This is a genomic window from Bradyrhizobium sp. 2S1 (assembly GCF_011516625.5).
Taxonomy (GTDB): Bacteria; Pseudomonadota; Alphaproteobacteria; order Rhizobiales; family Xanthobacteraceae; genus Bradyrhizobium; species Bradyrhizobium septentrionale.
In genome coordinates this window covers 7,236,492-7,260,128 of record NZ_CP147717.1, presented here as the reverse complement: position 1 = coordinate 7,260,128, position 23,637 = coordinate 7,236,492, and the positions used below count along the sequence as shown (strand labels likewise).

At 65.0% G+C, this 23,637-nt stretch carries 18 protein-coding genes and 1 pseudogene; 11 read left to right on the top strand and 8 right to left on the bottom strand.

All coding sequences use genetic code 11. From position 1 onward, the window contains the following. Nucleotides 1-13 precede the first annotated feature (13 nt). Nucleotides 14-409 carry a hypothetical protein gene (locus HAP54_RS34135; RefSeq protein ID WP_029082262.1) on the bottom strand — a complete coding sequence of 132 codons (396 nt, stop codon included), beginning with the start codon at nt 407-409 and terminating at the stop codon, nt 14-16. Between the two features lie 39 nt (nt 410-448). Beyond that, nucleotides 449-607, bottom strand: coding sequence for a hypothetical protein (locus HAP54_RS34130; protein WP_166294743.1), 159 nt, complete (start codon nt 605-607; stop codon nt 449-451). 461 nt (nt 608-1,068) lie between these two features. Here HAP54_RS34130 and HAP54_RS34125 point away from each other — a divergent pair, with 461 nt between their 5' ends. After that, the gene (locus HAP54_RS34125; protein ID WP_029082263.1) at nt 1,069-1,296 is read left to right on the top strand and encodes a hypothetical protein; all 228 of its coding nucleotides are present in this window, start codon (nt 1,069-1,071) and stop codon (nt 1,294-1,296) included. Nucleotides 1,297-1,367: 71 nt separating this feature from the next. Here the strand turns inward: HAP54_RS34125 and HAP54_RS34120 are convergent, their stop codons facing one another. Further along, a complete protein-coding gene (locus tag HAP54_RS34120) occupies nt 1,368-1,865 on the bottom strand; it encodes a CreA family protein (RefSeq protein WP_166294742.1) in 498 nt (165 codons plus the stop codon). Between the two features lie 282 nt (nt 1,866-2,147). Here HAP54_RS34120 and HAP54_RS34115 point away from each other — a divergent pair, with 282 nt between their 5' ends. From HAP54_RS34115 to HAP54_RS34105, 3 genes and pseudogenes are all read left to right on the top strand, one after another. Further along, the gene (locus tag HAP54_RS34115; RefSeq protein ID WP_166294740.1) at nt 2,148-3,926 is read left to right on the top strand and encodes a L,D-transpeptidase; all 1,779 of its coding nucleotides are present in this window, start codon (nt 2,148-2,150) and stop codon (nt 3,924-3,926) included. Nucleotides 3,927-4,196: 270 nt separating this feature from the next. Further along, nucleotides 4,197-4,767, top strand: a pseudogene (locus tag HAP54_RS34110) (glutathione peroxidase). A gap of 182 nt (nt 4,768-4,949) precedes the next feature. Further along, entirely contained in the window at nt 4,950-5,957 is a 1,008-nt protein-coding gene (locus HAP54_RS34105; RefSeq protein WP_166294738.1) for a polysaccharide deacetylase family protein, read from the top strand. Nucleotides 5,958-6,142: 185 nt separating this feature from the next. On the opposite strand, the gene HAP54_RS34100 is transcribed toward HAP54_RS34105, so the two are convergent. Then, nucleotides 6,143-7,486: an IS1380-like element ISBdi2 family transposase gene (locus HAP54_RS34100; protein ID WP_166294736.1), complete on the bottom strand. Its 1,344-nt coding sequence runs from the start codon at nt 7,484-7,486 to the stop codon at nt 6,143-6,145. A 182-nt stretch (nt 7,487-7,668) separates the two neighbouring features. Between HAP54_RS34100 and HAP54_RS34095 the strand changes: the two genes are divergently transcribed. Both HAP54_RS34095 and HAP54_RS34090 read left to right on the top strand, forming a co-directional pair. Beyond that, nucleotides 7,669-9,003, top strand: a complete 1,335-nt coding sequence (locus tag HAP54_RS34095) for an IS1182 family transposase (RefSeq protein WP_166202952.1) — start codon at nt 7,669-7,671, stop codon at nt 9,001-9,003. Between the two features lie 148 nt (nt 9,004-9,151). Further along, the gene (locus HAP54_RS34090; protein ID WP_166294734.1) at nt 9,152-9,718 is read left to right on the top strand and encodes a dihydrofolate reductase; all 567 of its coding nucleotides are present in this window, start codon (nt 9,152-9,154) and stop codon (nt 9,716-9,718) included. Between the two features lie 152 nt (nt 9,719-9,870). Here the strand turns inward: HAP54_RS34090 and HAP54_RS34085 are convergent, their stop codons facing one another. Together HAP54_RS34085 and HAP54_RS34080 are read right to left on the bottom strand one after the other, a co-directional pair. Further along, nucleotides 9,871-10,323 carry a DoxX family protein gene (locus tag HAP54_RS34085; protein WP_166294732.1) on the bottom strand — a complete coding sequence of 151 codons (453 nt, stop codon included), beginning with the start codon at nt 10,321-10,323 and terminating at the stop codon, nt 9,871-9,873. An 87-nt stretch (nt 10,324-10,410) separates the two neighbouring features. Beyond that, nucleotides 10,411-12,720: an NADP-dependent malic enzyme gene (locus HAP54_RS34080; RefSeq protein ID WP_166204562.1), complete on the bottom strand. Its 2,310-nt coding sequence runs from the start codon at nt 12,718-12,720 to the stop codon at nt 10,411-10,413. A gap of 223 nt (nt 12,721-12,943) precedes the next feature. Here HAP54_RS34080 and HAP54_RS34075 point away from each other — a divergent pair, with 223 nt between their 5' ends. Further along, the gene (locus HAP54_RS34075) at nt 12,944-14,956 is read left to right on the top strand and encodes a hypothetical protein (protein ID WP_166294730.1); all 2,013 of its coding nucleotides are present in this window, start codon (nt 12,944-12,946) and stop codon (nt 14,954-14,956) included. Nucleotides 14,957-15,116: 160 nt separating this feature from the next. Here HAP54_RS34075 and aspS read toward each other — a convergent pair whose 3' ends face one another. Further along, a complete protein-coding gene (gene aspS / locus HAP54_RS34070; protein WP_166294728.1) occupies nt 15,117-16,892 on the bottom strand; it encodes an aspartate--tRNA ligase in 1,776 nt (591 codons plus the stop codon). Nucleotides 16,893-17,088: 196 nt separating this feature from the next. Between aspS and HAP54_RS34065 the strand changes: the two genes are divergently transcribed. Beyond that, entirely contained in the window at nt 17,089-18,561 is a 1,473-nt protein-coding gene (locus HAP54_RS34065; RefSeq protein WP_166306672.1) for a protein adenylyltransferase SelO, read from the top strand. 7 nt (nt 18,562-18,568) lie between these two features. Here the strand turns inward: HAP54_RS34065 and HAP54_RS34060 are convergent, their stop codons facing one another. Next, nucleotides 18,569-19,558, bottom strand: a complete 990-nt coding sequence (locus tag HAP54_RS34060) for a zinc-dependent alcohol dehydrogenase family protein (protein WP_166294727.1) — start codon at nt 19,556-19,558, stop codon at nt 18,569-18,571. 216 nt (nt 19,559-19,774) lie between these two features. On the opposite strand from HAP54_RS34060, the gene HAP54_RS34055 reads away from it, so the two are divergent. The 3 genes from HAP54_RS34055 to HAP54_RS34045 all read left to right on the top strand — a co-directional run bounded on the left by HAP54_RS34055 (nt 19,775) and on the right by HAP54_RS34045 (nt 23,619). Then, entirely contained in the window at nt 19,775-21,052 is a 1,278-nt protein-coding gene (locus HAP54_RS34055) for an SLC13 family permease (protein WP_166294725.1), read from the top strand. 116 nt (nt 21,053-21,168) lie between these two features. Continuing rightward, entirely contained in the window at nt 21,169-22,377 is a 1,209-nt protein-coding gene (gene chrA / locus HAP54_RS34050; RefSeq protein WP_166306669.1) for a chromate efflux transporter, read from the top strand. Between the two features lie 87 nt (nt 22,378-22,464). Then, a complete protein-coding gene (locus tag HAP54_RS34045) occupies nt 22,465-23,619 on the top strand; it encodes an acyltransferase family protein (protein WP_175619261.1) in 1,155 nt (384 codons plus the stop codon). Nucleotides 23,620-23,637 lie beyond the last annotated feature (18 nt).

The window sequence follows — 23,637 nt, the reverse complement described above, 5'->3', positions numbered from 1 at the left end:
GGCAACGCGCCGCTCAGTTCGAGATCGGCTCGAACATGCATTGCAGCGTCGGCTTGGCGATCTTGGTGAAGGTCGGGCCGATCTCGGCCTGCTTCGACGGCGGCACCCAATCGGTCTCGATGGTCGGCACGCCGGTCTCGCTGATCCCGCGCAGCAATGCCTGACGGAGGTCGGGATCATCCACCGTTGCTGCGGCGTGGTCGTGCAGGCAGCCGCAGACGGCTTCGGGATGCGCCCAGCGGCCAAGCATGTGCGGCGCGCACTGGCGAACGAATTCGTCGCGCGGCTCAGTTACCCGGTACAGCGACCGGATCTGCATCGATTCGAGTGGAAGCTGGGATTGGGCCTGCGCGGAACCCGCCAGGACGAGCAATGCGAACATCGCGGCGGAACAGATACGGAGCAACATGAGTGGCCTTTATCGGCTGTTCTGTTTTTCGCGTCGCGTTCAGTTGGCCTGCGCCATCACCATCGGGGCCACAGTGACCACCGACGAGCCGTTATAGGAGAAGGTGCCGATGCCGGGCAAACCGCTGTCCGGGGAACCAGCCATCGACGAACCGGCCATCACGAAGACGAAGGCGAGGATCAGGCTGATGGTCCGCATGTGACAGTCTCCGTTATTCCGGCCGGCGTCCGCGCCGTTGTGTTGACGGTTTGATAACGAACTGCCGTTTCCGGAGTTCTGCGGAACAAGTCGAAAATGGTTTCATCAACCGGAGAATTGTTTCGTCGGCTGGCGATCGACGAAACATTGGCCGGAAAACATCAATATTTTCAGTGATGGAGCGGCGGCGGAGCGCGTGTTCAAGATTTCGCGCGTCGAGGCCTGCCGTGGTGCCCGCCTTGGCGCCCGTCCTTGGCACCTGTTTTGGCCGCAGCCGGGGCGATGGCCGATTCTGCGTGCAAATTGAGCGGGCTACCGCGCTTTCTTAACTTTCCTCTGCTGAGACAGGAAGCAGCACAGCAGGTCGGCGGTGAACCGGGCGACGGTCCAGCCGACTCATATCGGCACCGTGCAACCATCTCCGCGGTGGCACGTTGTGGTGATTCCCTATCCAACGAAGGATGTCAGTCGTGGGCAATGGCAACATGGGCGTTGGCAATGAATCCGCGGCCACCAAATCCGGCCCGCAGAAGCAGATGACGGCCGCAATGTCGCAACAGGGCACCCATGTGATGGGCGACAATGAGTGCGCGCAGCAAAAGCTGGTCCGCCTCGTCGGCTGCCGCGACTCGAAGGTCAAGCCGGGCCTCAGCCTCGGCGCGAAGCAGTTCGGGCAAACCAACCGCTAGTTTACCCACCGCTTCAGCCGAACAGGCCAAGCCCATGCCGGGGCTATTGAATGAAGGCTGCCGAACAAAGCCTATTGAATAAACTCGCCGCACTTCTGGATGGCGGCGTCGGTCGGGCCCCACGGCATGATCGGCACCGACGAGGTCGAGTTCTTCGGCGAGCCCTCGATCAACCTGTCCGAATAGACCATGTAGACCAGCACGTTGCGCTTGGCGTCGCAGCCGCGCACGATCTGCATCTTCTTGAAGAACAGCGACCGGCGCTTGCTGAACATGTCGTCGCCCTGGCCGAGTTTGTTCTTGAAGCGGATCGGCCCGATCTGCCGGCAGGCCAGCGAGATATCGGAGACTTCCTCGGCAAGTCCAAGCCAGCCCTTGAAGCCGCCCTTCTCCGGCACCGTGAAGTGACAGGCAACACCTTCGACCTCGGGGTCGTCGACGCCATAGGTCGCGAGCTTGTCGTTGGGGCTCATCAATTTGAACACCGTGGAGCGGCGAAAGATCAGGTCCGGCTCATCCGCCGCGACCGCCGGACGGGCCAGCCCCAAACCCAGCACCATCAGCAGCATTGCGCACCCCGATCGAGACAACAGTCGCACGTCACACAAGCTCACACTTCTCGATGTCATTGAGGTCTCCGCGGGGTGGGTCCCGCCTATGTAGTGCGCAAACGCCGCACAGGAAGGCGCTGACGGCTCGGTGATCAGGCTGGGCGTTTAACCTCTTGTGAGGCTTTTTTGCTACGCTTTTGGCGAAAAATACGCGCCTCACGGAAGGGTTAATCGCATACGCTGGTGAACGCGTTCCACGTCTGCGACAACCAAGGAATAGTTTGGACTGGGATTCGGAATATGCACGGAACGGGACGGCGGATTTCGATTTTTGATTCTGCCAATAGGCGGTTCTGGCAGTTTGCAGTTTTGACTGCAGCCGGCACCGTCGCCGCCTCCTCACAGGCCGATGCTGCGCTGTTCTACTGGAACAGTGATTCCGGCTATTACGGTGATTACCAGCCGATGCCGCGGCCGGCCCGGCCGAAGCCGAAGCGCAATCTGACCAAGAAAAATCCGGCGCTCGAGAAGGAGGCCGGCGCCAAGCCGCAGGGTCCCCTGATCATCTCGGTCTCGATCGACCAGCAGCGCGTCAGCGTCTACGACGCCAACGGCCTCTATGCCGAGAGCCCGGTGTCGACGGGCATGAAGGGGCACTCGACCCCGATGGGTGTCTTCAGCGTCATCCAGAAGCAGAAGTATCACCAGTCCAACATCTATAGCGGCGCACCGATGCCGTACATGCAGCGCATCACCTGGTCGGGCATCGCCATGCACGCCGGTGTGCTGCCCGGCTATCCGGCCTCGCATGGCTGCATCCGCATGCCGATGTCGTTTGCGGTCAAGATGTACGGCTGGACGCGAATGGGCGCCCGCGTGTTCGTCACGCCGGGCACGATCACGCCGGAGAACTTCTCGCATCCATTGCTGGTGACGCAGAAGGTTGCACCGCAGCAGCCGGTTGCCGACGAGATCCTGAAGATGGATGCGCCGCTCGGCGTCAAGACCGACAAGGGCGCCGACAAGCAGTCCGGTCTCGATTTGCGCACCAGCGTCGGCCACGCCGCCCCGCCAGCTTCGCTGCGCGACAACACCCACACAGCCGACGCCAGCGGTGCGATGCCGGCGGCGAGCGCGTCGGTGACGATGTCCGACGCCTCCTCCTCGGCGACACGGGACGCGATCGCCGACAAGCTTGCAGCCGACAAGCCCGAGACGGTCCAAGCTGAGACCGCGACCGACCAGCCGCCCGAGACCAATTCCGCTACCGACGACAAGACGGTCGGCGAAACCACCGGCAGCACCGACACGCCGAAGACCGAGGTCTCCGCGAAAGCCCCGGTGAAGGCCGAAGGCAAAGCTGACGAGCCGAAAACGGACGCCGCCAAGCCCGGCATTGCCGAGGCTTCCAAGACCGATGCGAAGGCCGATGCGCCTAAGGCTGATGCCGGCAGGGACGCGAGCAAGGACGCGGCGAGCAAGGACGCTGCCAAGGCGGCGGATGCGGCCAAGACCGCTGACAAGCCCGCCGAGCCGGCAACCGCGGCCGACGCGCCCGATGCCAAGAAGGACGCTGCCAAGGATACGACACGGCTGCCGGGCGTCGCCAGGATCGACGTGTCGAAGCGCGCCGGCCAGATCGCGGTGTTCATCAGCCGCAAGGATTCCAAGCTCTATGTGCGGCAGAACTTTGCGCCGCTGTTCGACGTGCCGGTGACGATCGCCGCGAGCGACCGGCCGCTCGGCACGCATGTCTTCACCGCGGAAGCCGACAAGACCGATACCAACCTGCTGCGCTGGTCGGTGGTCACGCTGCCGACCCGCAATGCCGCCCGTGTCGACGCCGAGGAGCATGTCTCGCATCGCCGCAAGGTGGCGGCCGCACCGCCGGTCGAGGCCAAGCCGCAGCCAGCGACGAATACCCCCGCCGAGGCACTCGACCGCATCTCGATTCCATCAGACGTGATGGCGCGGATCAGCGAAGCGCTCGGCACCGGCGGCTCGATCATCGTCTCCGACCTCGGCGTCAACCAGGGCGAGACCGGCGAAGGCACCGACTTCATCCTGCCGCTGCGCTAAGCTTTCGGGCTGTACCTCTCCAACCCTCTTCCCGAGAGCGAAAGTCACTTTCCGTTGTGGCCGGGCGTAGCCGTCCGAAGGACGGCGTCGCTTCCGCTCGCCTATGTCCCGGCCATCCACGTCTTTCTCGCCCGTTGGAGCGAAGACGTGGATGCCCGGCACAAGGCCGGGCATGACGGCTAAGATGTTCCCTTCCGTAACGCCTTGTTGAAGGCTTGGGCCTGCGCTCTGGATTATCATGTCAGGCACATCCGATCCGGGGACATCATCATGATCAACCGCCGAACACTGATCGTGACGGCCTTGGCCGCGGCCGCGGGATCGCGTGCGCTGCATGCGGAGCAGCCCGCGATGAGCCGGATCACGGCCTACGCCTTCTCATTCCCCGCACTCTCGGGCGGCGATATCAGCCTTGCCGACTATGCCGGCCATCCCCTGATGATCGTGAACACGGCCTCGCTCTGTGGCTTCACGCCGCAATATGCCGGCCTGCAGCAATTGTGGACCGAATTCCGCGAGCGCGGCTTCGTCATCATCGGCGTGCCCTCGAATGATTTCGGCGGCCAGGAGCCCGGCGGCCCGACCGAGATCGCCGAGACCGCGCAGCATCAATACGGCGTCACCTTCCCGATCGCAGCGAAGGCTGTGGTCCGGGGCGCGACGCGCATCCTTTCTACCGCGCTGGGCGGCCGAGGCGCGGCCGAAGGACGTGCCGCGCTGGAATTTCCACAAATACCTGATCGGCCGCGACGGCTACATCGCCGACGTCTTCCCTGAGTCGGTCACGCCCGACGACACCCGCATCAAGACCGCAATCGCACGGACATTGGCGGCCGCCTGAGAAGCCAAGATAATCTCAAGATAATCCCCGGAATTAACTGATCCGACGAGGATTTTGGGCACGCGCCCGCCCACCTTCATTGCCTTGGCGTCGCGACTGCGACTAGGGTACGATCGGTTGGGGGTGAAGCGGTCCGGGTGCGGCAACGCCGGCACGGAAGCGCGATCAGCAGGGAACACGCCATGCGCATTGCGGCAGGTCTGATTTTCGCAGGGACCGTATCGTTGCTCGCGTCGAGCGCAGCTTGGTCGCAGACGCCGCCCGCCAAGGGCGCTGCGGCAGCGCCGGCCAAGGGCGCCGCCACAGCGCCGGCGGCAGCACCAGCGGCCGCAGCGCCAGCGCCCGCCACCGCAAACGCCGCACCAGTGCCGCCGAAGCAACCGCCGCAGCCGGCGCGCGCTGCCTGCAACAATCCGAACGCGCTCGGCGTCGGCCGCACCGTCGAGATCGACACCACCGGCGGGCCCGGCTTCGGCTTCGAGCATTTCAAGCAGCTCGACTTCCTGCGCGACCATGAAGTGGTGCTGACCTTCGACGACGGTCCGTGGCCGGCCAACACGCCCGCGGTGTTGAAGGCGCTCGCGGATGAATGCACCACGGGCATCTTCTTCCCGATCGGCAAGCACGCCACCTATCACCCTGAAATCCTGCGTCAGGTGTATGCCGCCGGCCACACGGTCGGCGCGCACACCTGGTCGCACGCCAATCTGAGCAACAAGAAGCTGACCGAGGATCAGAAGAAGGACGAGATCGAGCGCGGCTATGCCGCGGTCAAATGGGCGCTCGAGGTTTCACCCTCGCCGTTCTTCCGCTTCCCGGCGCTGCAGCACCCGCCGGAGATGGTGACCTATCTCGGCAACCGCAACATCGCGATCTTCTCCTGCGACCTCGACTCCTTCGACTTCAAATCGAGCAAGCCGCAGCAGGTGATCGACACGGTGATGAAGAAGCTGAACAAGCTCGGCAAGGGCATCATCCTGATGCACGACTTCCAGAAGCACACCGCGGAGGCGCTGCCCGCGCTGCTGCAGCAGCTCAAGGCCGGCGGTTACAAGGTGGTCGCGATGCGCGCCAAATTCCCCGTGACGGTGCTGCCGCAATACGAGCAGGGGCTCGCCAAGGACGTCAAGCTGCCGACCGTGAGCTCGCGGCCGGTGAACAGCGTCGTCACCACGGTCGATCAGCAATAGCGCGCGCGACAGTTCTAGCCCGTCCTATTCGTGAGAGTGCTTTTTTTAGTCCGATTGATGTGGCCGCACATCTGCTCTGACGAGGCGCGCGGGATTGCCTTCGGCTTTTCACCGCCTGACCGACCCGTACTTTGCAACGCGCTTGAGGTGTAGGTTGGGCGAACGGGGGGCGGACGCCCCGCCGGTCAAGGACCGAGCGGCAGCAGCGCGCCTGGCAAGCCGCGGATCAGGTCGGCTTCGGGACATGCCGCGGCAAACGCAAGGCGAATGCGGCTCGTGGTCTCGACGACACGGGCAGCGAGTTTCAAGAGACGAAGACGCAGCGTCGCGAACTCGGCTGTGGCCAATTCCCGGGCTTTGGGAATCGCGTCGCGCACGGTCAGCATCAGCCAATAAGCGGCGGTGTGGAGAACGAGGCGGACTTGATTGGCGAGCGCCGAACGGCAGCTGGTGCGATCGGAGGCGAGCTGTGTCTTATGCAGCTTGATCAGATTCTCGGCTTGGCCGCGCGCGCAATACAGGCTGTCGTAGATCCACTCGGCCGAGCCGACATCGAGGCTGGTGACGACGAAACGGATGTCGAGGCCGAGCATCGTCGCCTCAATACGGGCGACGGTACGCCGTTCGCGATCCCAGGACTTGGCCTTGTGGCGCGTCTCGGTATAGCCACGCAGAACCGGCAGGTTCTCGATGGCGCGTCGCGTGCGGATGTCGTCGGCGGCCTCGTCGAGTTTTCTGGCGAGCGGCTTGGTGCCGGACAGACCGAAGATGTAGTCGATGCCGTTGGTCTCGCACCACGCCATTGCCTCCGGCCGGGCATAGTGCTCGTCGCCACGGAACGTAATTCGCGTGTTGTGCCACCGCGTCCGGATATGCCGTATCAGGCGGCGCAGATGGGCACGCACCTCGACGCCGCCCGGCGTCTTGCCGGGCCGCAACACGACCGCCACGGGCCGGCTCTTCTCCGTGTCGTAGACGTGGATCGGCAGGAAGCAGCGTTCGTCATAATGAGCGTTGAACAGCGAGAGCTGCTGATGGCCGTGGACGACATCGCAGGTATCATCGATGTCGAGCGTGACGGATGCCGGCTCGCGCGGGTAGCTATCCATCCATGCGTCGACCAAAGTGTAGGTCAGTCGGATCACGTCGCGCAGGCGCGGAGCATTCTCCAGCCGCGACAGCGTCGGTTGGGAACACAGATCGCGACCCGTGTCCGGCAGCCGTCCGCAGGCCAGCTTGAATGCGGGATCGGACCGCAGATGATCGAGGTCGTCGGCGTCCTCGTAGCCGCAGCAGATCGCGAACATGCGCGCGCGGAACATATCGACAAGGCTGTGCACGACCCGCGTCGGATCGCGCCGATCCGGGAACACCCGGGCCAAATTGTCGGCCAAGCCGAGACGCCGCTCGGCCATCGCCAGAAGCATCACGCCCCCGTTCGAGGTCAGCCGACCGCCATCGAAGGCAGCTGTGACTTTCTTGGCGTGAACGGCTGGAAACGAGAAGGGCAGAATCGTATCATCGGTCATGGCGGGCCTGGCGTTCGCGGTTGAGGTGATGGGGTTGGCTTTGCAACCGAATCCTACGCCGCATCAGCGCTTTACACCACGCTCGCCAGCCTCTCAGGCGCACTCTGACGAATAAGACGGGCTAGGAGCTTGTCTGGATAGTCGCTGTTCAAATCTGGTCGGGTCAGATTCAACATTGGGCGATGAGCAAGTATTTTCGGCCTTGGAACATCGATCAGACGCTGCTTCTGCCGCCGAATGTGCAGGACTTCGTGCCGAAAGGCCATGTCTCGCGGTTTATGGTTGATCTGGTGCGGGAGAGCCTCGATCTCAGGGAGATCATGGGCAGCTATGTGAGCGGGCTTGGGCAGCCGCCGTTTGATCCGCGGATGATGGTGGCGCTGCTGCTGCATAGCTATGCGAGTGGGCTGTATTCGTCGCGTCGGATTGCCAAGGCCTGCCGGGAGCGGAACGATTTTGTGATGATCGTGGCGCTGGATGCGCCGGATTTTCGGACGATCAGCGACTTTCGCAAGCGACATTTGAAGGCGCTCGGCGCGCTATTCGTGCAGGTTCTGAAGTTGTGCGAGACGGCCGGGCTGGTCAAGCTCGGTCATGTCGCGCTGGATGGTACGAAGATCAAGGCGAACGCGTCGAAACACAAGGCGATGAGTTATGAGCGCATGAAGAAGCGCGAGGCGGAATTGAAGGCCGAGGTCGCTCGCATGCTGGCGGCCGCCGAGGCGGCGGATGCCTCGGAGGATGAGACTTTCGGCAACAGCGACGAACTGCCGGACTGGACCGTCGACAAGCAGAAACGGCTGGCGAAGATCCAGCAAGCGATGGCGGCGCTGGAAGCGGACGCCAAACTGGCGGCGGAGGAAGAGCGCCGCATCGAGGCCGAAAAGGAACAGCAGCGCCAGGCCGAAGGCCGCAAGAAGCCGGGCAAACCGGCGGCGCTGCCATCGGAGGAACCCAATCCCAAGGCGCAACGCAACTTCACCGATCCGGAAAGCCGCATCATGAAGTCGAAGGATGGCTTCGTTCAGGCCTATAATGCCCAGGCGGCCGTCGATGCACATGCCCAGATCATTGTCGCGCAAGAACTGACCCAGCACGGCAGCGATCAGGGCCAGTTGGTGCCCCTGATCGAGGCCATCGAGAGCAATCTTGGCCGCAAGCCGCGGCAGGCCTCAGCGGATTCCGGCTACTGCAGCGAAGCCAATCTCGAAGCGCTCGACACACGCAGCATCGATGGCTATGTCGCGCCCGGTCGCGCCAAGCACCCGACAGTAGCGAACGGAAAAGTCGGCGGCCCGCTGACACAGGCCATGCGAAAGAAGATCGACGATGGCGGCTTCGAAACACCCTACCGATTGCGAAAGCAAGTGGTGGAGCCGGTGTTCGGGCAGATCAAACAGGCAAGAGGCTTCCGCCAGTTCCTGTTGCGGGGCATCGAGAAAGTGCGCGCCGAGTGGACAATGATCTGCACCGTCCATAACCTCCTCAAGCTGTTCAACCTCGCAAACGCAGCCTGAGCCTGCTACTCTACAACAAATGCCCGTCACGAAAACATATCTGGACGGGCTCCTAGAGCGTTTTCGAGCGAAGTGGGTACCGGTTCGCGTGAAGAAAACGCGTCACAACAACAATCCAGAGCCCCGTTCCGATTCGATCGGAACGGAAATGGCTCTGGTGTCCGGGTTGCGTATCGAAGGGTTCGTCATCGTCTCCGCCGATGGCCGGCTGGCGAATGCTCACAATGTGATGCCCGACGATCTCAAGATCGAGGGCGACAAGCGGTTCTTCACCGCGGCTCTCGACCGCGCCGACCTCGTCGTGCATGGCCGTCACTCCCAGGAAGAGCAGCCGAACGCGCCGAAGCGGCGCCGCCTGATCCTGACCGGCAAGGTCGCGGCCACCGCACCCGATCCGGACAATCCGAAGGCGCTGTTGTGGAATCCGGCCGGCTGTCCGTTCGAGACCGCGAGCCGCGAGGCCGGCGTGACATCGGGCATGGTTGCCATCATCGGCGGCCCCGGCGTGTTCGGCATGTTCATGGACCGCTACGACACGTTCTGGCTGTCGGTCGCGCCAAGGGTGCGCATCCCCGACGGCGAGCCGTGCTTTCCGGGCGTCCCTGCCCGCACCCCGCAGCAGGTGCTTGCTGTGCACGGCCTTCACGCCGGCGCGCCGCAACTGATCGATGCCGCGCAGGATGTCAGCGTGACGCCGTGGCGGCGGGTGGGTTGATTGTTGCTGGTTAGATCGTAGGGCGGGTTAGCGTCAGCGTAACCCGCCGTCTTTCGTACCCGATGCTCAGATCGGCGGGTTACGCCTTCCGCCTTTGCTCGTTGAGCTACGGCGGACGTGGTCGGCTAACCCGCCCTACGCTACCGTCCTGTTTACACGTCCCCATACGCCGGCTCATCGCGGCGCGGGCCGCGGCCGTAGCCGGCGATGATGAACAATGCGCCGATCAGCGACAGGTTCTTCAGCGCCTCCATCAGGGTCTTGCCGTTGTCAGGCGCCGCCTGATTCCAGAAATCGTGGAAGTAGAAGGTCGTAAAGCAGACGAAGATGATCAAAAGGATCGCGAAGAACCGCGCCAGCACGTTCACAGCGATCATCAGGCCGGCGATGATCTCGAAGGCGCCGATCGTGATCGCCAGGAGCTGCATGAACGGCATGCCGGCGAAGGTTTCGATCTGCTGCGTATAGGGCGCGATCACGGCGGGAATGGTCACCTTGGCCATGAACAAATCCGCCGTCGCCTGGATGCCGAACAGCTTGGTCGCCCCCGAATACAGGAACAGCACGGCGAACAGAACGCGCCCGAAGGTGATCAACGCTGGCATGGGTCGGCCTCACTGGATGGCAGAATCGGACGAAGCAGGCGGAGCGATTATGGTCGCTCCACCTGCTTCGATCAAATCGAATCGGTCTCAGCCAAAGAGCGTCGGCTGCGCGCGGCCGGCGCGCTCCTGGGCTTCGACGGCGGCAACCGCCGTCATGTTGAGAATGCCGCGCGCCGTCACACCGGGGGTGAGGATGTGCGCCGGGCGCGCCGGACCGATCAGGATCGGCCCCACCGGCAGCGCGTTGGCGAGCGATTTGATCATCTGGTAGGCGATGTTGGCGGCGTCGAGGTTCGGCATGATCAGGATGTTGGCCTCGCCTTCCAGCCGCGATTGCGGCAGCACGAGCTTGCGCGCCACCGCCGACAGCGCGGTGTCGCCCTGCATTTCGCCGTCGGCCTCGATCTCCGGATGCTTGTCCTTCAGGAGCTGGGTGGCCCGCCGCATCTTGCGCGAGGAGTCCGTATCATAGCTGCCGAAGTCGGAATGTGACACGAAGGCGACCCTCGGCTTGAAGGCGAAGCGCTGGACATGGATCGCCGCGAGCGACGCCACTTCGGCGAGCTCCTCCGCACTCGGGTTCGGCCGCACCTGGGTGTCGGCGAGGAAATGCGCGCCGGTGGAGGTGATCATCAGCGCCAGCGCGGCATAGTCGCTGACCCCCGGCAGGAAGCCGATGATCTCGCGGACATGGCGCAGATGGCTCATGTAGCGGCCCTCGACACCGCACAGCATCGCATCGGCCTCGCCGCGCGACACCGCGAGCGCGGCGATGACCGTGTTGTTGGTGCGAACCACGGTCCGCGCGCCCTCGGGCGTCACCCCGCGCCGGCCGGCGACGTCGATATAGGACTGCACGTAGGAACGGTAGCGCGGATCGTCCTCGGGATTGACCAGGTCGAAATCGCGGCCGGCCTTGATCGACAGGCCGAAGCGCTTGATCCTCGTCTCGACCACCGATGGACGGCCGACCAGGATCGGCCGCGCCAGCTTCTCCTCGAGCACCACCTGGGTCGCGCGCAGCACGCGCTCATCCTCGCCTTCGGCGTAGATCACGCGCACCGGCTGGGTCTTCGCCTTGGCAAACACGGGCTTCATGGTGAGGCCGGAGCGGAACGAGAAGCGCTCGAGATTGGCCGCGTATTCGTCGAAATTGGTGATCGGCCGTGTCGCGACGCCGGACTCGATCGCGGCCTTGGCCACGGCCGGCGCAATGCGCAGGATCAGGCGCGGGTCGAACGGGCTCGGGATCAGCGAGCCCGGGCCGAACCCCTGCGTCTCGCCGGTCTCGAAGCCATGGGCCACCGCATCCGACGGCGGATCGCGCGCGAGCTGCGCGATCGCGTCGACCGCGGCGTGCTTCATCGCCTCGTTGATCGCGGTGGCGCCGACGTCGAGCGCGCCGCGGAAGATGAAGGGGAAGCAGAGCACGTTGTTGACCTGGTTCGGATAGTCCGACCGTCCCGTGCAGATCATCGCATCGGGTCGCGCCGCCCGCGCCTCTTCCGGCATGATCTCGGGCACCGGATTGGCGAGCGCCATCACCAGCGGCCCATCCCCCATCTGTTTGACCATCTCCGGCTTCAGCACGCCCGGCGCCGACAGCCCGATGAAGATGTCCGCGCCCGGAATCACGTCCGCCAGCACGCGCGCGTCGGTCTTCTGGACATAGACCGCCTTCCAGCGATCCATCGTGGTGTTGCGGCCTTCATAGACCACGCCGTCGATGTCGCAGACCCAGATGTTCTTGCGCTGCGCGCCCATCGAGACCAGCAGGTTGAGCGTCGCGATCGCCGCCGCGCCGGCACCCGAGCAGACGATCTTGACGTCGGGCAGCTTCTTGCCGTTCAGCAGCAGTGCGTTGACGATCGCGGCTGCGACGATGATGGCGGTGCCATGCTGGTCGTCGTGGAACACCGGGATATTCATGCGCTCCTTGAGCTGCGCCTCGATCTCGAAGCACTCCGGTCCGCGGATGTCTTCGAGATTGATGCCGCCGAAAGTCGGCTCCAGCGCGGCGACGGTCTCGACCACGCGCTCGATCGTGTCGGCCTTGATCTCGATATCGAACACGTCGATGCCGGCGAATTTCTTGAACAGCACCGCCTTGCCTTCCATGACGGGCTTGGAGGCAAGCGGACCGATATTGCCGAGACCGAGCACGGCCGTGCCGTTCGAGACCACGGCCACCAGATTGGCGCGGGCGGTCAGGGTCGCCGCCTCGGCGGGGTTCTTGGCGATCTCGGTGCAGGCGGCGGCGACGCCCGGCGAATAGGCCAGCGCCAGGTCGCGCTGGTTGGCAAGCGGCTTGATCGCCTGGATCTCGAGCTTGCCCGGCCGCGGCAGCCGGTGATAGGCGAGCGCCGCGTTATGGAGTTCTTCAGACGATGACGACATGCGTGCTCCCCGCGTTTCCGGCCCAAATTTCTTGTTTCTGTGCTAATCCAGGCGAAAGTCAGTTGTCCGGCAAACCGAGCCGGATGTGAAGCATGTCCAGCCGCTTGGATGCAACATCCGATAATATCCCCGTCAACAGGCCCGGGCGGGCCCGTTCAGTGATGCTGCACCTTCTGGCCGCGGATTGGCAATTTTTTTCCCTTGATGATCCGGAGTTGACCGAATGAAGAAAATTCTGCTCGGCCTGATCGCTGTCATTGTCATTGCGGTCGGCGGCTTCTTCGGCTTCGACCTCTATGCCCAGCGCCGGGTCACGCGCGAGGTCGAGGCCGCCTTCGAGCAGGTCCGCGCCACCGGCGCCAAGGCGAGCCACGGCAAGATCGCCTTCGACGTCAAGAGCCGCACCTTGACGATTGCAGACATCGCCACCGAGACGGGAGCGCAGTCCCCGGTCAGCGTCAAGATTGCCAGCCTCACGATGACAGGCCTCGGTCAAACGGAGGCGGCACGGGTCTCCGCCGACAAGCTCGAGTTCAGCGATGTCGAGATTGGCGTGGCGGGGCCGAGCCCGACGATCGCCTCCCTGACCTACAAGGCGCCGCGGATCACGGTGAAGGACTATTCCGCTCCCGCCGGCCTACCCCAGCTTCCGGCCTCGTCGTCCATCGTCGAGTTGTACCGGTTCGCGTTCGCCCAGCTCGCGAGCATCAATGCGTCGTCGGTGACCGCGCCCAGCTTGACCGGAGCGCTGACCTTCAGCGCCGCAGCACATGCCGGCGACGGCGCCGGCGGCACATTCGACTATTCGGGCCTTGCCATCGAAAACATGAAGGACGGAAAGATCGCGTCCAGCAAGACCGACAAGGTTGCGTTCAGGATCAATTCGCAGGCGGCAGGCAAGCCGGTCAAGATGACCGGCGACCTCGCCAATATCGCCGCGACCGATATCGACGTCGGTGCGATGGCAGCGATGTTCGATCCGGCCAAGGCCAATGACGACCGGGACTATCGGGTTCAGGGCCACGTTTCGGTCGGTCCCTATGTGATCACCGTGACGCCTGATGCCGTCGCCGCCACGCCCGGCCTGAACATGCGGATCGAGGGCGTCACGGTCGACGACGTCAGGATCAACCCGTCGCGGATGCAACTGCCGGCGCTGCTGGCGATGATCCCGCCGCCGGGCAGCGCGCCGCCGTCTCCGGCCCAGGCGCGCGAATTGCTTGAGAAGGTCGCCGGACTTTATTCGGGTGCCGGCATCGGAAATGCCGAGATACGTGGGCTCTCGGTTGAGACGCCGCAGGGCCCGCTCAAGCTGTCCTCGGTGCGCTTCAATTTCGAACACGGCAAGATCGGCGAGCTTGCCGTCGAGGGGCTCGATGGACGTGGACCACATGGTCCCATCAAGGTCGGACGCTTCGCGCTGAAGTCGCTCGACGTCGCCAACTTCATGCGGCTGTCGGCGCAGTTCTCCGCCGAGAAGCCGTCGGCGGAACAGGCGCTGGCGCTGTTTCCGCTGCTCGAGGGCATCGAGCTCAAGGGCGTCGCGACGCCGTACAAATCCACCGGCAAGCCGGTCAACATCGATGTGTTCAGCCTCGACTGGGGTCAGTTCGTCGGATCGATCCCGAGCAGACTGCGCCTGGTCGCGAAGTTGGCCGCACCGGTGGATGCCTCCGACCCGCGGCAGCAGCCGCTGATCGCGGCCGGGATCGACCGGATGGTCGTCGACGCCGATCTCGGCGCTGCCTGGACCGAGGCGTCGCGCTCGTTCGCGCTCGAGCCGGTCAAGTTCGACATGGCGGGGCTTGTGAAGGCGTCGGCGAAGGTCTCGCTCGGCAACGTGCCGCGCGAGGCATTTTCGGCCAACGCAGCCGAGGCCATGGGCGCGGCAGCGCAGATCGAGGCCAGCGCGATCGAGCTCACCGTCCATGACCTCGGCGTCATCGATCTCGCGGTCGCGCAGTACGCGCGCAGCCAGAATGTGGGCCGCGACGCTGCACGCAGCGCCATCCTCGAAACCATCAAGGCGCAGGGCGATGCAATCGGCGGCAGCAATCCCGACGCCACTGCCCTCATCACCGCCATCAGCCGGTTCATCGAGACGCCGGGGCAGACGCTGGTCGTCAAGCTGACGCCGCGCGCCAAAGCGCCGGCGCTTCAGCTGATGCAACTGCTCAAGATCGATCCGCAATCGGCGCTGGCGCAATTCCGGATCGAGGCCTCGACGGGGTTGTGATCTCCCTCGCTCCCCGTTCTCCCCGTTCTTACGGGGAGAGGGTCAGGGTGAGGGGCTGCCTCCGCGAATCCGAGAGATGAGTGTGCGCGGAGAGATGCCCCTCACCCGGCGCTTCGCGCCGACCTCTCCCCGCAAGAGCGGGGCGAGGTGACTTCGAAGGCTAGCTCTTGGCCGGCAGGTTGGTGCGGATGTGCAGCTCCTTGAGCTGCTTTGGCGTCGCTTCCGACGGCGCGCCCATCAGCAGATCCATGGCCTGCTGGTTCATCGGGAACAGCGAGATCTCGCGCAGATTGTTGGTGCCGCAGAGCAGCATCACGATGCGATCAAGACCGGCCGCCATGCCGCCATGCGGCGGCGCGCCATACTGGAACGCACGGTACATGCCGCCGAAGCGGTCGATGACCTCCTGCTCGCCATAGCCGGCGATCTCGAACGCCTTCACCATCGCTTCCGGCTTGTGGTTGCGGATGCCGCCGGAGGCGATCTCGTAGCCGTTGCAGGCGATGTCGTACTGGAACGCCTTGATGGTCAGCGGGTCCTGCGACTTCAGCGCATCGAGACCGCCCTGCGGCATCGAGAACGGGTTGTGCGAGAAGTCGACCTTCTTGTTCTCCTCGTCATACTCGTACATCGGGAAGTCGACGATCCAGGCGAGCTCGAACCGGTCCTTGTCGATCTGGTTCAGCTCCTCGCCGAGTTTCGTTCGGGCAAGGCCGGCGAATTTCCAGAACTTCTCCGGATCGCCGGCGACGAAGAACGCCGCGTCGCCCTCCTTGAGGCCGAGTTGGTCGCGGATCGCAGCGGTGCGTTCCGGGCCGATGTTGTTGGCAAGCGGACCCGCGCCCTCGCCGCCCTCGCGCCACATGATGTAGCCGAGGCCGGGCTGGCCCTCGCCCTGCGCCCACGAGTTCATGCGGTCGCAGAACGCGCGCGAGCCCCCGCCGGTGCCCGGGATCGCCCAGACCTGGTTCTTCGGGTCCTCGAGCATCCGCGCGAACACCTTGAAGCCGGAGCCGCGGAAGTGCTCGGAGACTTCCTGCATCACGATCTTGTTGCGCAGGTCGGGCTTGTCGGAACCGTATTTGCGCACGGCCTCGGCAAACGGAATCCGCGGCCAGTTCTTCGTCACCGGCTTGCCCTTGGCAAAGTCCTCGAACACGCCCGTGATCACGGGCTCCATCGCCGCGAACACGTCGTCCTGCTCGACGAAGCTCATCTCGACGTCGAGCTGATAGAACTCGCCCGGCAGGCGGTCGGCGCGCGGGTCCTCGTCGCGGAAGCACGGCGCGATCTGGAAGTAGCGGTCGAAGCCCGACATCATCAGCAGCTGCTTATACTGCTGCGGCGCCTGCGGCAGCGCGTAGAACTTGCCGGGATGGATCCGCGACGGCACCAGGAAGTCGCGCGCGCCTTCCGGCGAGGATGCCGTCAGGATCGGGGTCTGGAATTCGAAGAAGCCCTGCTCCTTCATCCGCTTGCGCATGGAATCGACCACCGCGCCGCGGGTCATGATGTTCTGGTGCAGCTTCTCGCGACGCAGGTCGAGGAAGCGGTACTTCAGCCTGATGTCCTCAGGATATTCCTGCTCGCCGAACACCGGCAGCGGCAGCTCGGCCGCCGGGCCAAGCACCTCGATCTCCTTGATGTAGACCTCGATCATGCCGGTCGGCAGTTCGGGATTGTCGGTGCCGGCGGGACGGCGGCGCACCTTGCCGTCGATCCGCACCACCCACTCCGAGCGGAACTTCTCGACCTCGGCGAACGCCGGCGAGTCCGGATCGGCCACGCATTGGGTGATGCCGTAATGGTCGCGCAAGTCGACGAACAGCACGCCGCCATGGTCTCGGACACGATGGACCCAGCCTGACAGCCTGGCCGTCTGTTCGATATCGCTCTCTCGGAGCGCGCCGCATGTGTGTGACCGGTAGCGATGCATATTCGTTCCAAAACTGATGTCGGAGGGTCGAATCGCGACAGGGCCAAAATGCCCTGTCCGAAGTTGCGGAGGGTTTACCCGACGGGGCCGGGTGCGGCAACCAATGGAACGGCCGGTTTTCGGGGCAAACGGCAGATTTTCCTGGCCGGAGCCGCCAATCGTTTGCCTATTCGGCCCGCAGGCCTATCTTCCCGACATGACCATCCATTTCCCGTTCCAGAACACCTATTCGGCGCTGCCGGCGAACTTTTTCGCCCGCGTCGCGCCGACCCCGGTGGCCTCCCCCCGGCTGATCAGGCTGAACCGGCCGCTCGCGCTCCAGCTCGGGCTGGACCCGGACCTGCTCTCGACGCCCGAGGGCGCCGAAATCCTCGCCGGCAAGCGCCTGCCTGACGGCGCCGACCCGATCGCGATGGCCTATGCCGGCCACCAGTTCGGGCACTTTGTTCCCCAGCTCGGCGACGGTCGCGCCATCCTGCTCGGCGAGGTCATCGACCGGGACGGCGTCCGCCGCGACATCCAGCTCAAGGGAAGTGGCCCGACCCCGTTCTCCCGCCGCGGCGACGGCCGCGCCGCGCTCGGCCCCGTGCTGCGCGAATACATCGTCAGCGAGGCGATGTTCGCATTGGGCATTCCGACCACCCGTTCGCTCGCCGCCGTCGTCACCGGCGAACCCGTGATGCGCGAGACCGCGCTGCCGGGCGCCGTGCTGACCCGCGTCGCCTCGAGCCACATCCGCGTCGGCACCTTCCAGTTCTTCGCCGCCCGCGGCGACACCGACGGCGTGCGTGCGCTGGCCGACCATGTCATCGTCAGGCACTATCCCGAGCTGAAGGACGCCGCCCAGCCCTATCACGCCCTGCTTGCGGGCGTCGTCGCGCGACAGGCCGCGCTGGTCGCGCGCTGGCTCCTCGTCGGCTTCATCCACGGCGTGATGAACACCGACAACACGTCGATCTCGGGCGAGACCATCGACTACGGCCCCTGCGCCTTCCTCGACGCCTACAACCCGGCGCAGGTGTTCTCCTCGATCGACGAGATGGGCCGCTACGCCTACGCCAACCAGCCGCGCATCGCTTTGTGGAATCTGACCCGGCTCGCCGAATGCCTGCTGCCGCTGTTCGCCGACGACCAGGAGAAGGCGATCGAACAGGCGCAAGTGATCCTCGGCGACTTCCCGGAAAAATTCACCGCGGCCTATCAGGCCGGGCTGCGTGCCAAGGTCGGCCTGTTCACCGCGCGCGACGGCGACGAGGCGCTGATCCAGGACCTGCTCGACGCGATGGCAAAGAACGGTGCCGACTTCACGCTGACCTTCCGCCATCTCGGCGAGGCGGCAAGCGACGACGCCGCCGACGTCCGCGCGCAGTTCCTCGAGCCCGCAGCGTTCGACGAATGGGCCCCCCGCTGGCGCGCCCGCCTCGCGCTGGAACAGCAGACGCCGGCGGAGCGCAAGGCCGCAATGCGCGCCGTCAACCCGGCCTTCATCCCGCGCAACCACCGCATCGAGGCGGTGATCCAGGCAGCCGTCACCAACGACGACTACGCGCCGTTCGAGGAGCTGCTGACGGTGCTGGCGAAGCCGTTCGAGGACCAACCACAGTTCGCGGCTTACGCCGATCCGCCGCTCCCCGAGCAGCGCGTGACGCAGACGTTCTGCGGGACGTGAGGTGCCCTCACACCGTCACGACGATCTTGCCGAACTGCACGTTTGACTCCAGGTACCGATGCGCCTCGACGATCTCCTCGAACGGAAACGTCCTGGCGATGATCGGCTTCAACGCACCGTCGGCAAGCCCATCGAGGGTGAACGCCTTTGCCGCGGCCAGCCGCGCCGGATCGCGGACGATCTCGTGCACGCGGTAGCCGCGCAGGATCAGGCTCTTGCTCAGCACGGTGAACAGCGGAAACGGCGTCGGCTCCGGACTGAGCCCGCCATACTCGATGAGGATGCCGCCGTGCGCCATCGCTGATGTCAGCGGCATGAAGGCGGGGCCACCGACTGCGTCGAGCACCACACGAACACCGTTCGGCCCCGCGATGCCCTCGAGCCGCAACTGTAAATCCTCCTCCGCCGACGCAATGACGTGGGCAGCGCCCGCCTCAAGCAGCGCCTGCTTCTTGATGGAGGTCCGCGTCACCGCGATCGGTATCGCACCAATACGATTGGCGATCTGGATCGCCGCTAGCCCGACGCTGCTCGAGGCCGCCGTGATCACGACGAACTCCGCACGGGCGAGCCTCGCAACATCGATCAAGGCGCCATATGCCGTGAGGTACTGCATCCACACTGCGGCCGCCGTCTCGAACCCCAGTGCCGGCGGATGCTTGACGACCAGTTCGGCCGGGAACGTCGCGAGTTCGCCATAAGCCGGCCAGCGCGCCATCGAGATCGGCGGCACGATGCTGACGGCATCCCCGGGCGCGAAACCGCCGGCGCCCTCGCCGATCGCCTCGACGATGCCGGCAGCTTCGAGGCCGAGGCCGGATGGCAGCGTCGGCGTCTCGATATAGGTCCCCGTACGCATCAAGGCCTCGGCGCGGTTCAGTTCGAGCGCCTTGATCCGGATCTGGATCTCGCCGCGCGCGGGTGGCGCGATCGCCACATCCTCGATCCGCAGCACCTCGGGACCACCATGTTGATGAAAACGAACGACGCGAGCCATTGGCAACACTCCAAAACAGTTGAATTGCAAAACCGCGCCAGCTGCTCACTCTTAGCGCATGTTCTTCGACGGCCGGCGCGCCGCCGGCATCGCCAGCACGACGAGGCACAGTATCAGCAAATAGGTCAGGTCCGGATGATCTGCGTAAGCTATGCCAAGGCAAATTCAGTAGATAAATCATCCCGCAGACTAAGCAGTCAAAACTGGGGGTTTCGAATGATGGACCGCTTGACCAGCATGGCCGTCTTTCTGTGGGCCACCAGCCTGCTGCCGGAATTTCTCACCGCGCTGTTGTTCTTCGCCGCGGTCGCGGTGTTTCGCGCCGCGCCGCCGGTCGTGCTGTTCTCCGGCTTCCAGTCGGAAGCGTTCTGGCTGGTGCTTGGCGGCTTCGTGATCGGCAGCGCAATCCGCAAGGTCGGGCTCGCCGACCGGATCGCGCGCGCCCTTGCCGGACATCTCACCGGCTCCTGGCTCCGGATGGTCGCCGGCGTCATTGTGCTGACCTATGCGCTGGCCTTCGTGATGCCCTCGAACATGGGCCGCATCGCGCTGTTGATGCCGATCATCCTGGCGCTGGCCGAGCGCGCCGGCCTCGCGGAGGGATCGCCGGGCCGTCATGCGCTCGCGCTCGCGGTGGGTTTTGGCACCTATCAGCTCTCGGCGTCGATCCTGCCGGCGAATGTGCCGAACCTGATCATGACCGGCGCCGCCGAGCGGGCCTATGGCGTGCGTTTCGATTACATGTCGTATCTCGTGCTGCACGCGCCCGTGATCGGCATCCTCAAGGGCATCGTGCTGATCGGCTGTCTGGTGTGGCTGTTTCCGGCATCGCCCAAGCCGATCGAGAGCAGCACCGAGACGACACCCATGAGCGCGGCGGAATGGCGGCTCTCGATCATCCTGCTTGCCACGCTCGCGTTCTGGATGACGGACAGCCTGCACGGCATCCGCCCGGCATGGGTCGGGCTTGTCTCCGCATGCCTCTGCCTGCTGCCGCGCGTGGGTTTCCTCAACGGCGAGGAATTCGCTGCCGGCGTCAACGTCCGCACCTGCATCTATCTCGGCGGCATCCTCGGGCTTGCCGCCGTCGTCGCCTGGTCCGGGCTCGGCACTGCGATCGGCGATCTCATCATTCCGCATCTGCCGCTCGATCCGGCGCGGCCGGCGGCGGATTTCGCATCGATGATCGGGCTCGCCAGCCTGCTCAACTTCGTGGTCACCGCCAACGGCGTGCCTGCGGTGTTCACGCCGCTGGCCTCCTCGCTCGCCGCACACACCGGCTTGAGCCTTCCGACCGTGCTGATGTCGCAGGTGTTCGCCTATGCGACGCCGCTGTTGCCGTATCAGGCGGCCCCGATCGTCGTCGCCGCCGGCATGGCGCGGGTGCCGGCCGGCGCGACGGTGAAGATGTGCCTCCTCGTCGGCCTGATCTCGTTCGTCGTGCTCGCGCCGCTCTATCTCGTCTGGTTCAGGTTGCTCGGCTGGATCGGCTGAGCGGCGTCGCAAGAAATATCGCGCTCAGGCGTCACCAAAGGGCGATATCCTTCGCTGATGAGTCCACTGACATGTGACGCAAGTCCGGGAATTGACAACGCTTGAACGACACCGATATGCAGCAATCCAGCACACCGCCCTCAACTGCGCGCGCCGGCCATTCGCCGCTCGAGGTGCTGCTCATTTTCCTCAAGCTCGGCGTCAGCTGCTTCGGCGGCCCGATCGCCCATATCGGCTATTTCCGCGACGAGTTCGTCACCCGCAGACGCTGGCTTGACGAGCAGGCCTATGCGGATCTGGTCGCGCTCTGCCAATTCCTGCCGGGCCCTGCGAGCAGCCAGGTCGGCTTCTCGCTCGGCCTGATGCGCGCCGGCTACCTCGGCGCGCTGGCGGCCTGGACCGGCTTCACGCTGCCGTCAGCGATTGCGCTCGTGCTGTTTGCCTTTGGCGCCGGCGGATTGAGCGGCCCGGCCGGCGCAGGCCTGGTGCATGGCCTCAAGCTCGTCGCGGTCGCGATCGTGGCGCAAGCCGTCTGGGGCATGGCGCGGTCGCTCTGTCCCGACCGCGAGCGCGCCTCGATTGCGACAGTGGCGGCACTGGTGATCCTCGCGAGCGCTTCGTCGATCGCGCAGATCGGCGCCATCATTCTCGGCGCGGTCGCCGGGCTCTGGCTCTGCCGGGCACAACCGGCCGACGGCGTCACCCACATCGCAATGCCGGTGTCGCGCCGCGTTGGCGTAGGCGCGCTGATCCTGTTCCTCGCGCTGCTCGTCGGACTGCCGCTGCTGGCCCGGACATGGCCCGGCCTCGGCCTGTTCGAGGCCTTCTACCGCTCCGGCGCACTGGTGTTCGGTGGCGGCCATGTCGTGCTGCCGCTTCTTCGCGAAGCCGTGGTGACGCCGGGCTGGATCGGCGACGATGCGTTCCTGACCGGCTACGGCGCCGCGCAGGCGGTGCCGGGCCCTCTGTTCACCTTCGCGGCCTATCTCGGCACCGTGATCGGCGGCGTGCCAGGCGCGATCGTTGGCCTCATCGGCATCTTCCTGCCGGGAATTCTCGTCCTGCTCGCGGCGCTGCCGTTCTGGGATGGTTTCCGCAAGCGGCCCTCGGCGCAGGCGATGATGCGCGGCGTCAACGCCGCCGTGGTCGGCATCCTCGGTGCGGCACTCTACGATCCGGTCTGGACCAGCAGCGTGCACCGTCCGCTCGATTTCGGCATCGCACTGGCGGGCTTCGTGTTGCTCACGGCATGGCGCGCCCCGCCGCTGCTCGTGGTCGCCCTCTGCGCGGCAGCCGGCGTCGCGACCGGGCTCCTGCAATCGTGAACAGCCGGGCTGGCCCTATCCCGGCCGGATTAAGGACGCCTTCATGCCTCGCCGCCAGAATGCCGGGCCTGTTCCCCGGAGCGGCTGATGCCGGAAGTTAATGAGCAACCGGGCCCGACCAGGGTTCCGATACTGGACCTGCTGCGGCTCGCCGCGGTCGGGGCTGTGATCCTGTATCATTACGGCTTCTGGGGCCCCGCATCGCACGGCGTTCAGCAGGTCGCGATGCCGTATCTCGCGCCGGTCGCGCAGTATGGATTCCTCGGCGTCCCCGTGTTCTTCGCGATCAGCGGCTTCGTCATTGCCTATTCGGCCGAAGGCCGCACGCCGGTCGGCTTCGCGATCGCCCGCTTCAGCCGCATCTATCCAACCTTCGTCATCTGCATGACGCTGACCTTCCTCGCGACGCTGCTCGTGGGCCACGCCTGGTTCGACGTAACGTGGGGGCAATGGCTGGCAAACCTGTTCATTGCGGCACCGATGTTCGGCCAGCCTTATATGGACGACGCCTACTGGTCGCTGGTGATCGAGGTCGTGTTCTACGTCTGGGTTGCGCTGTTCCTGGCTTGGGGCATCTTCCCGCGGCGGATCGACACGATCATCGTGGCATGGATCGCCATCACCTTCGTCAACGAACTGACCCTCGACATTCCCCTGTTCGAGAAACTCTTCATGGCCGACGACAGCGGCTTCTTCGCCGTCGGGCTCCTGATCTATGAACATTACCGGGGACGGCGCGACACCAGGCTCTACAGCCTGCTGACGCTGGCGATGGGAACGGCGACGTTCCAGGCCGTGCACAAGCTGGAACGGCTCGGCGTCCACACCCATGGCAGCTTCGATCCGCGCGTCGTGTCCGCGATCTGCATCGTCTCGCTCGGCATCGTGTTCGCCGCCACCCGCATCAAGTCCGTGCCACTGCCGGCTGGCCTCGTCAGCGCCGTGGGCGGCATCACCTATCCGCTCTATCTGCTGCATCTGCAGCTCGGTTACGTGATCCTGCTTGCGATGACGCCCACGCCGGATGCGCTTTTGACCGCGCTCGTTGTCACGGCCGTCGTCGTGCTGGCGTGGTTCGTCTGGCGGTTCCTCGAAGCTCCCGCGCATGGTCTCGTCAGGGACAGGCTCTCACTGCTGGCCTCTCGATACGGATGGCCGTCGCGCATTCGCGCGCGGGAGGCCCGGATCGACCAAGGCCGCGTCGCCGCGCCGGTCGAAGCCGGGCAGATCGCCAATCACTGAGTTGCCCGACGGCGCAAG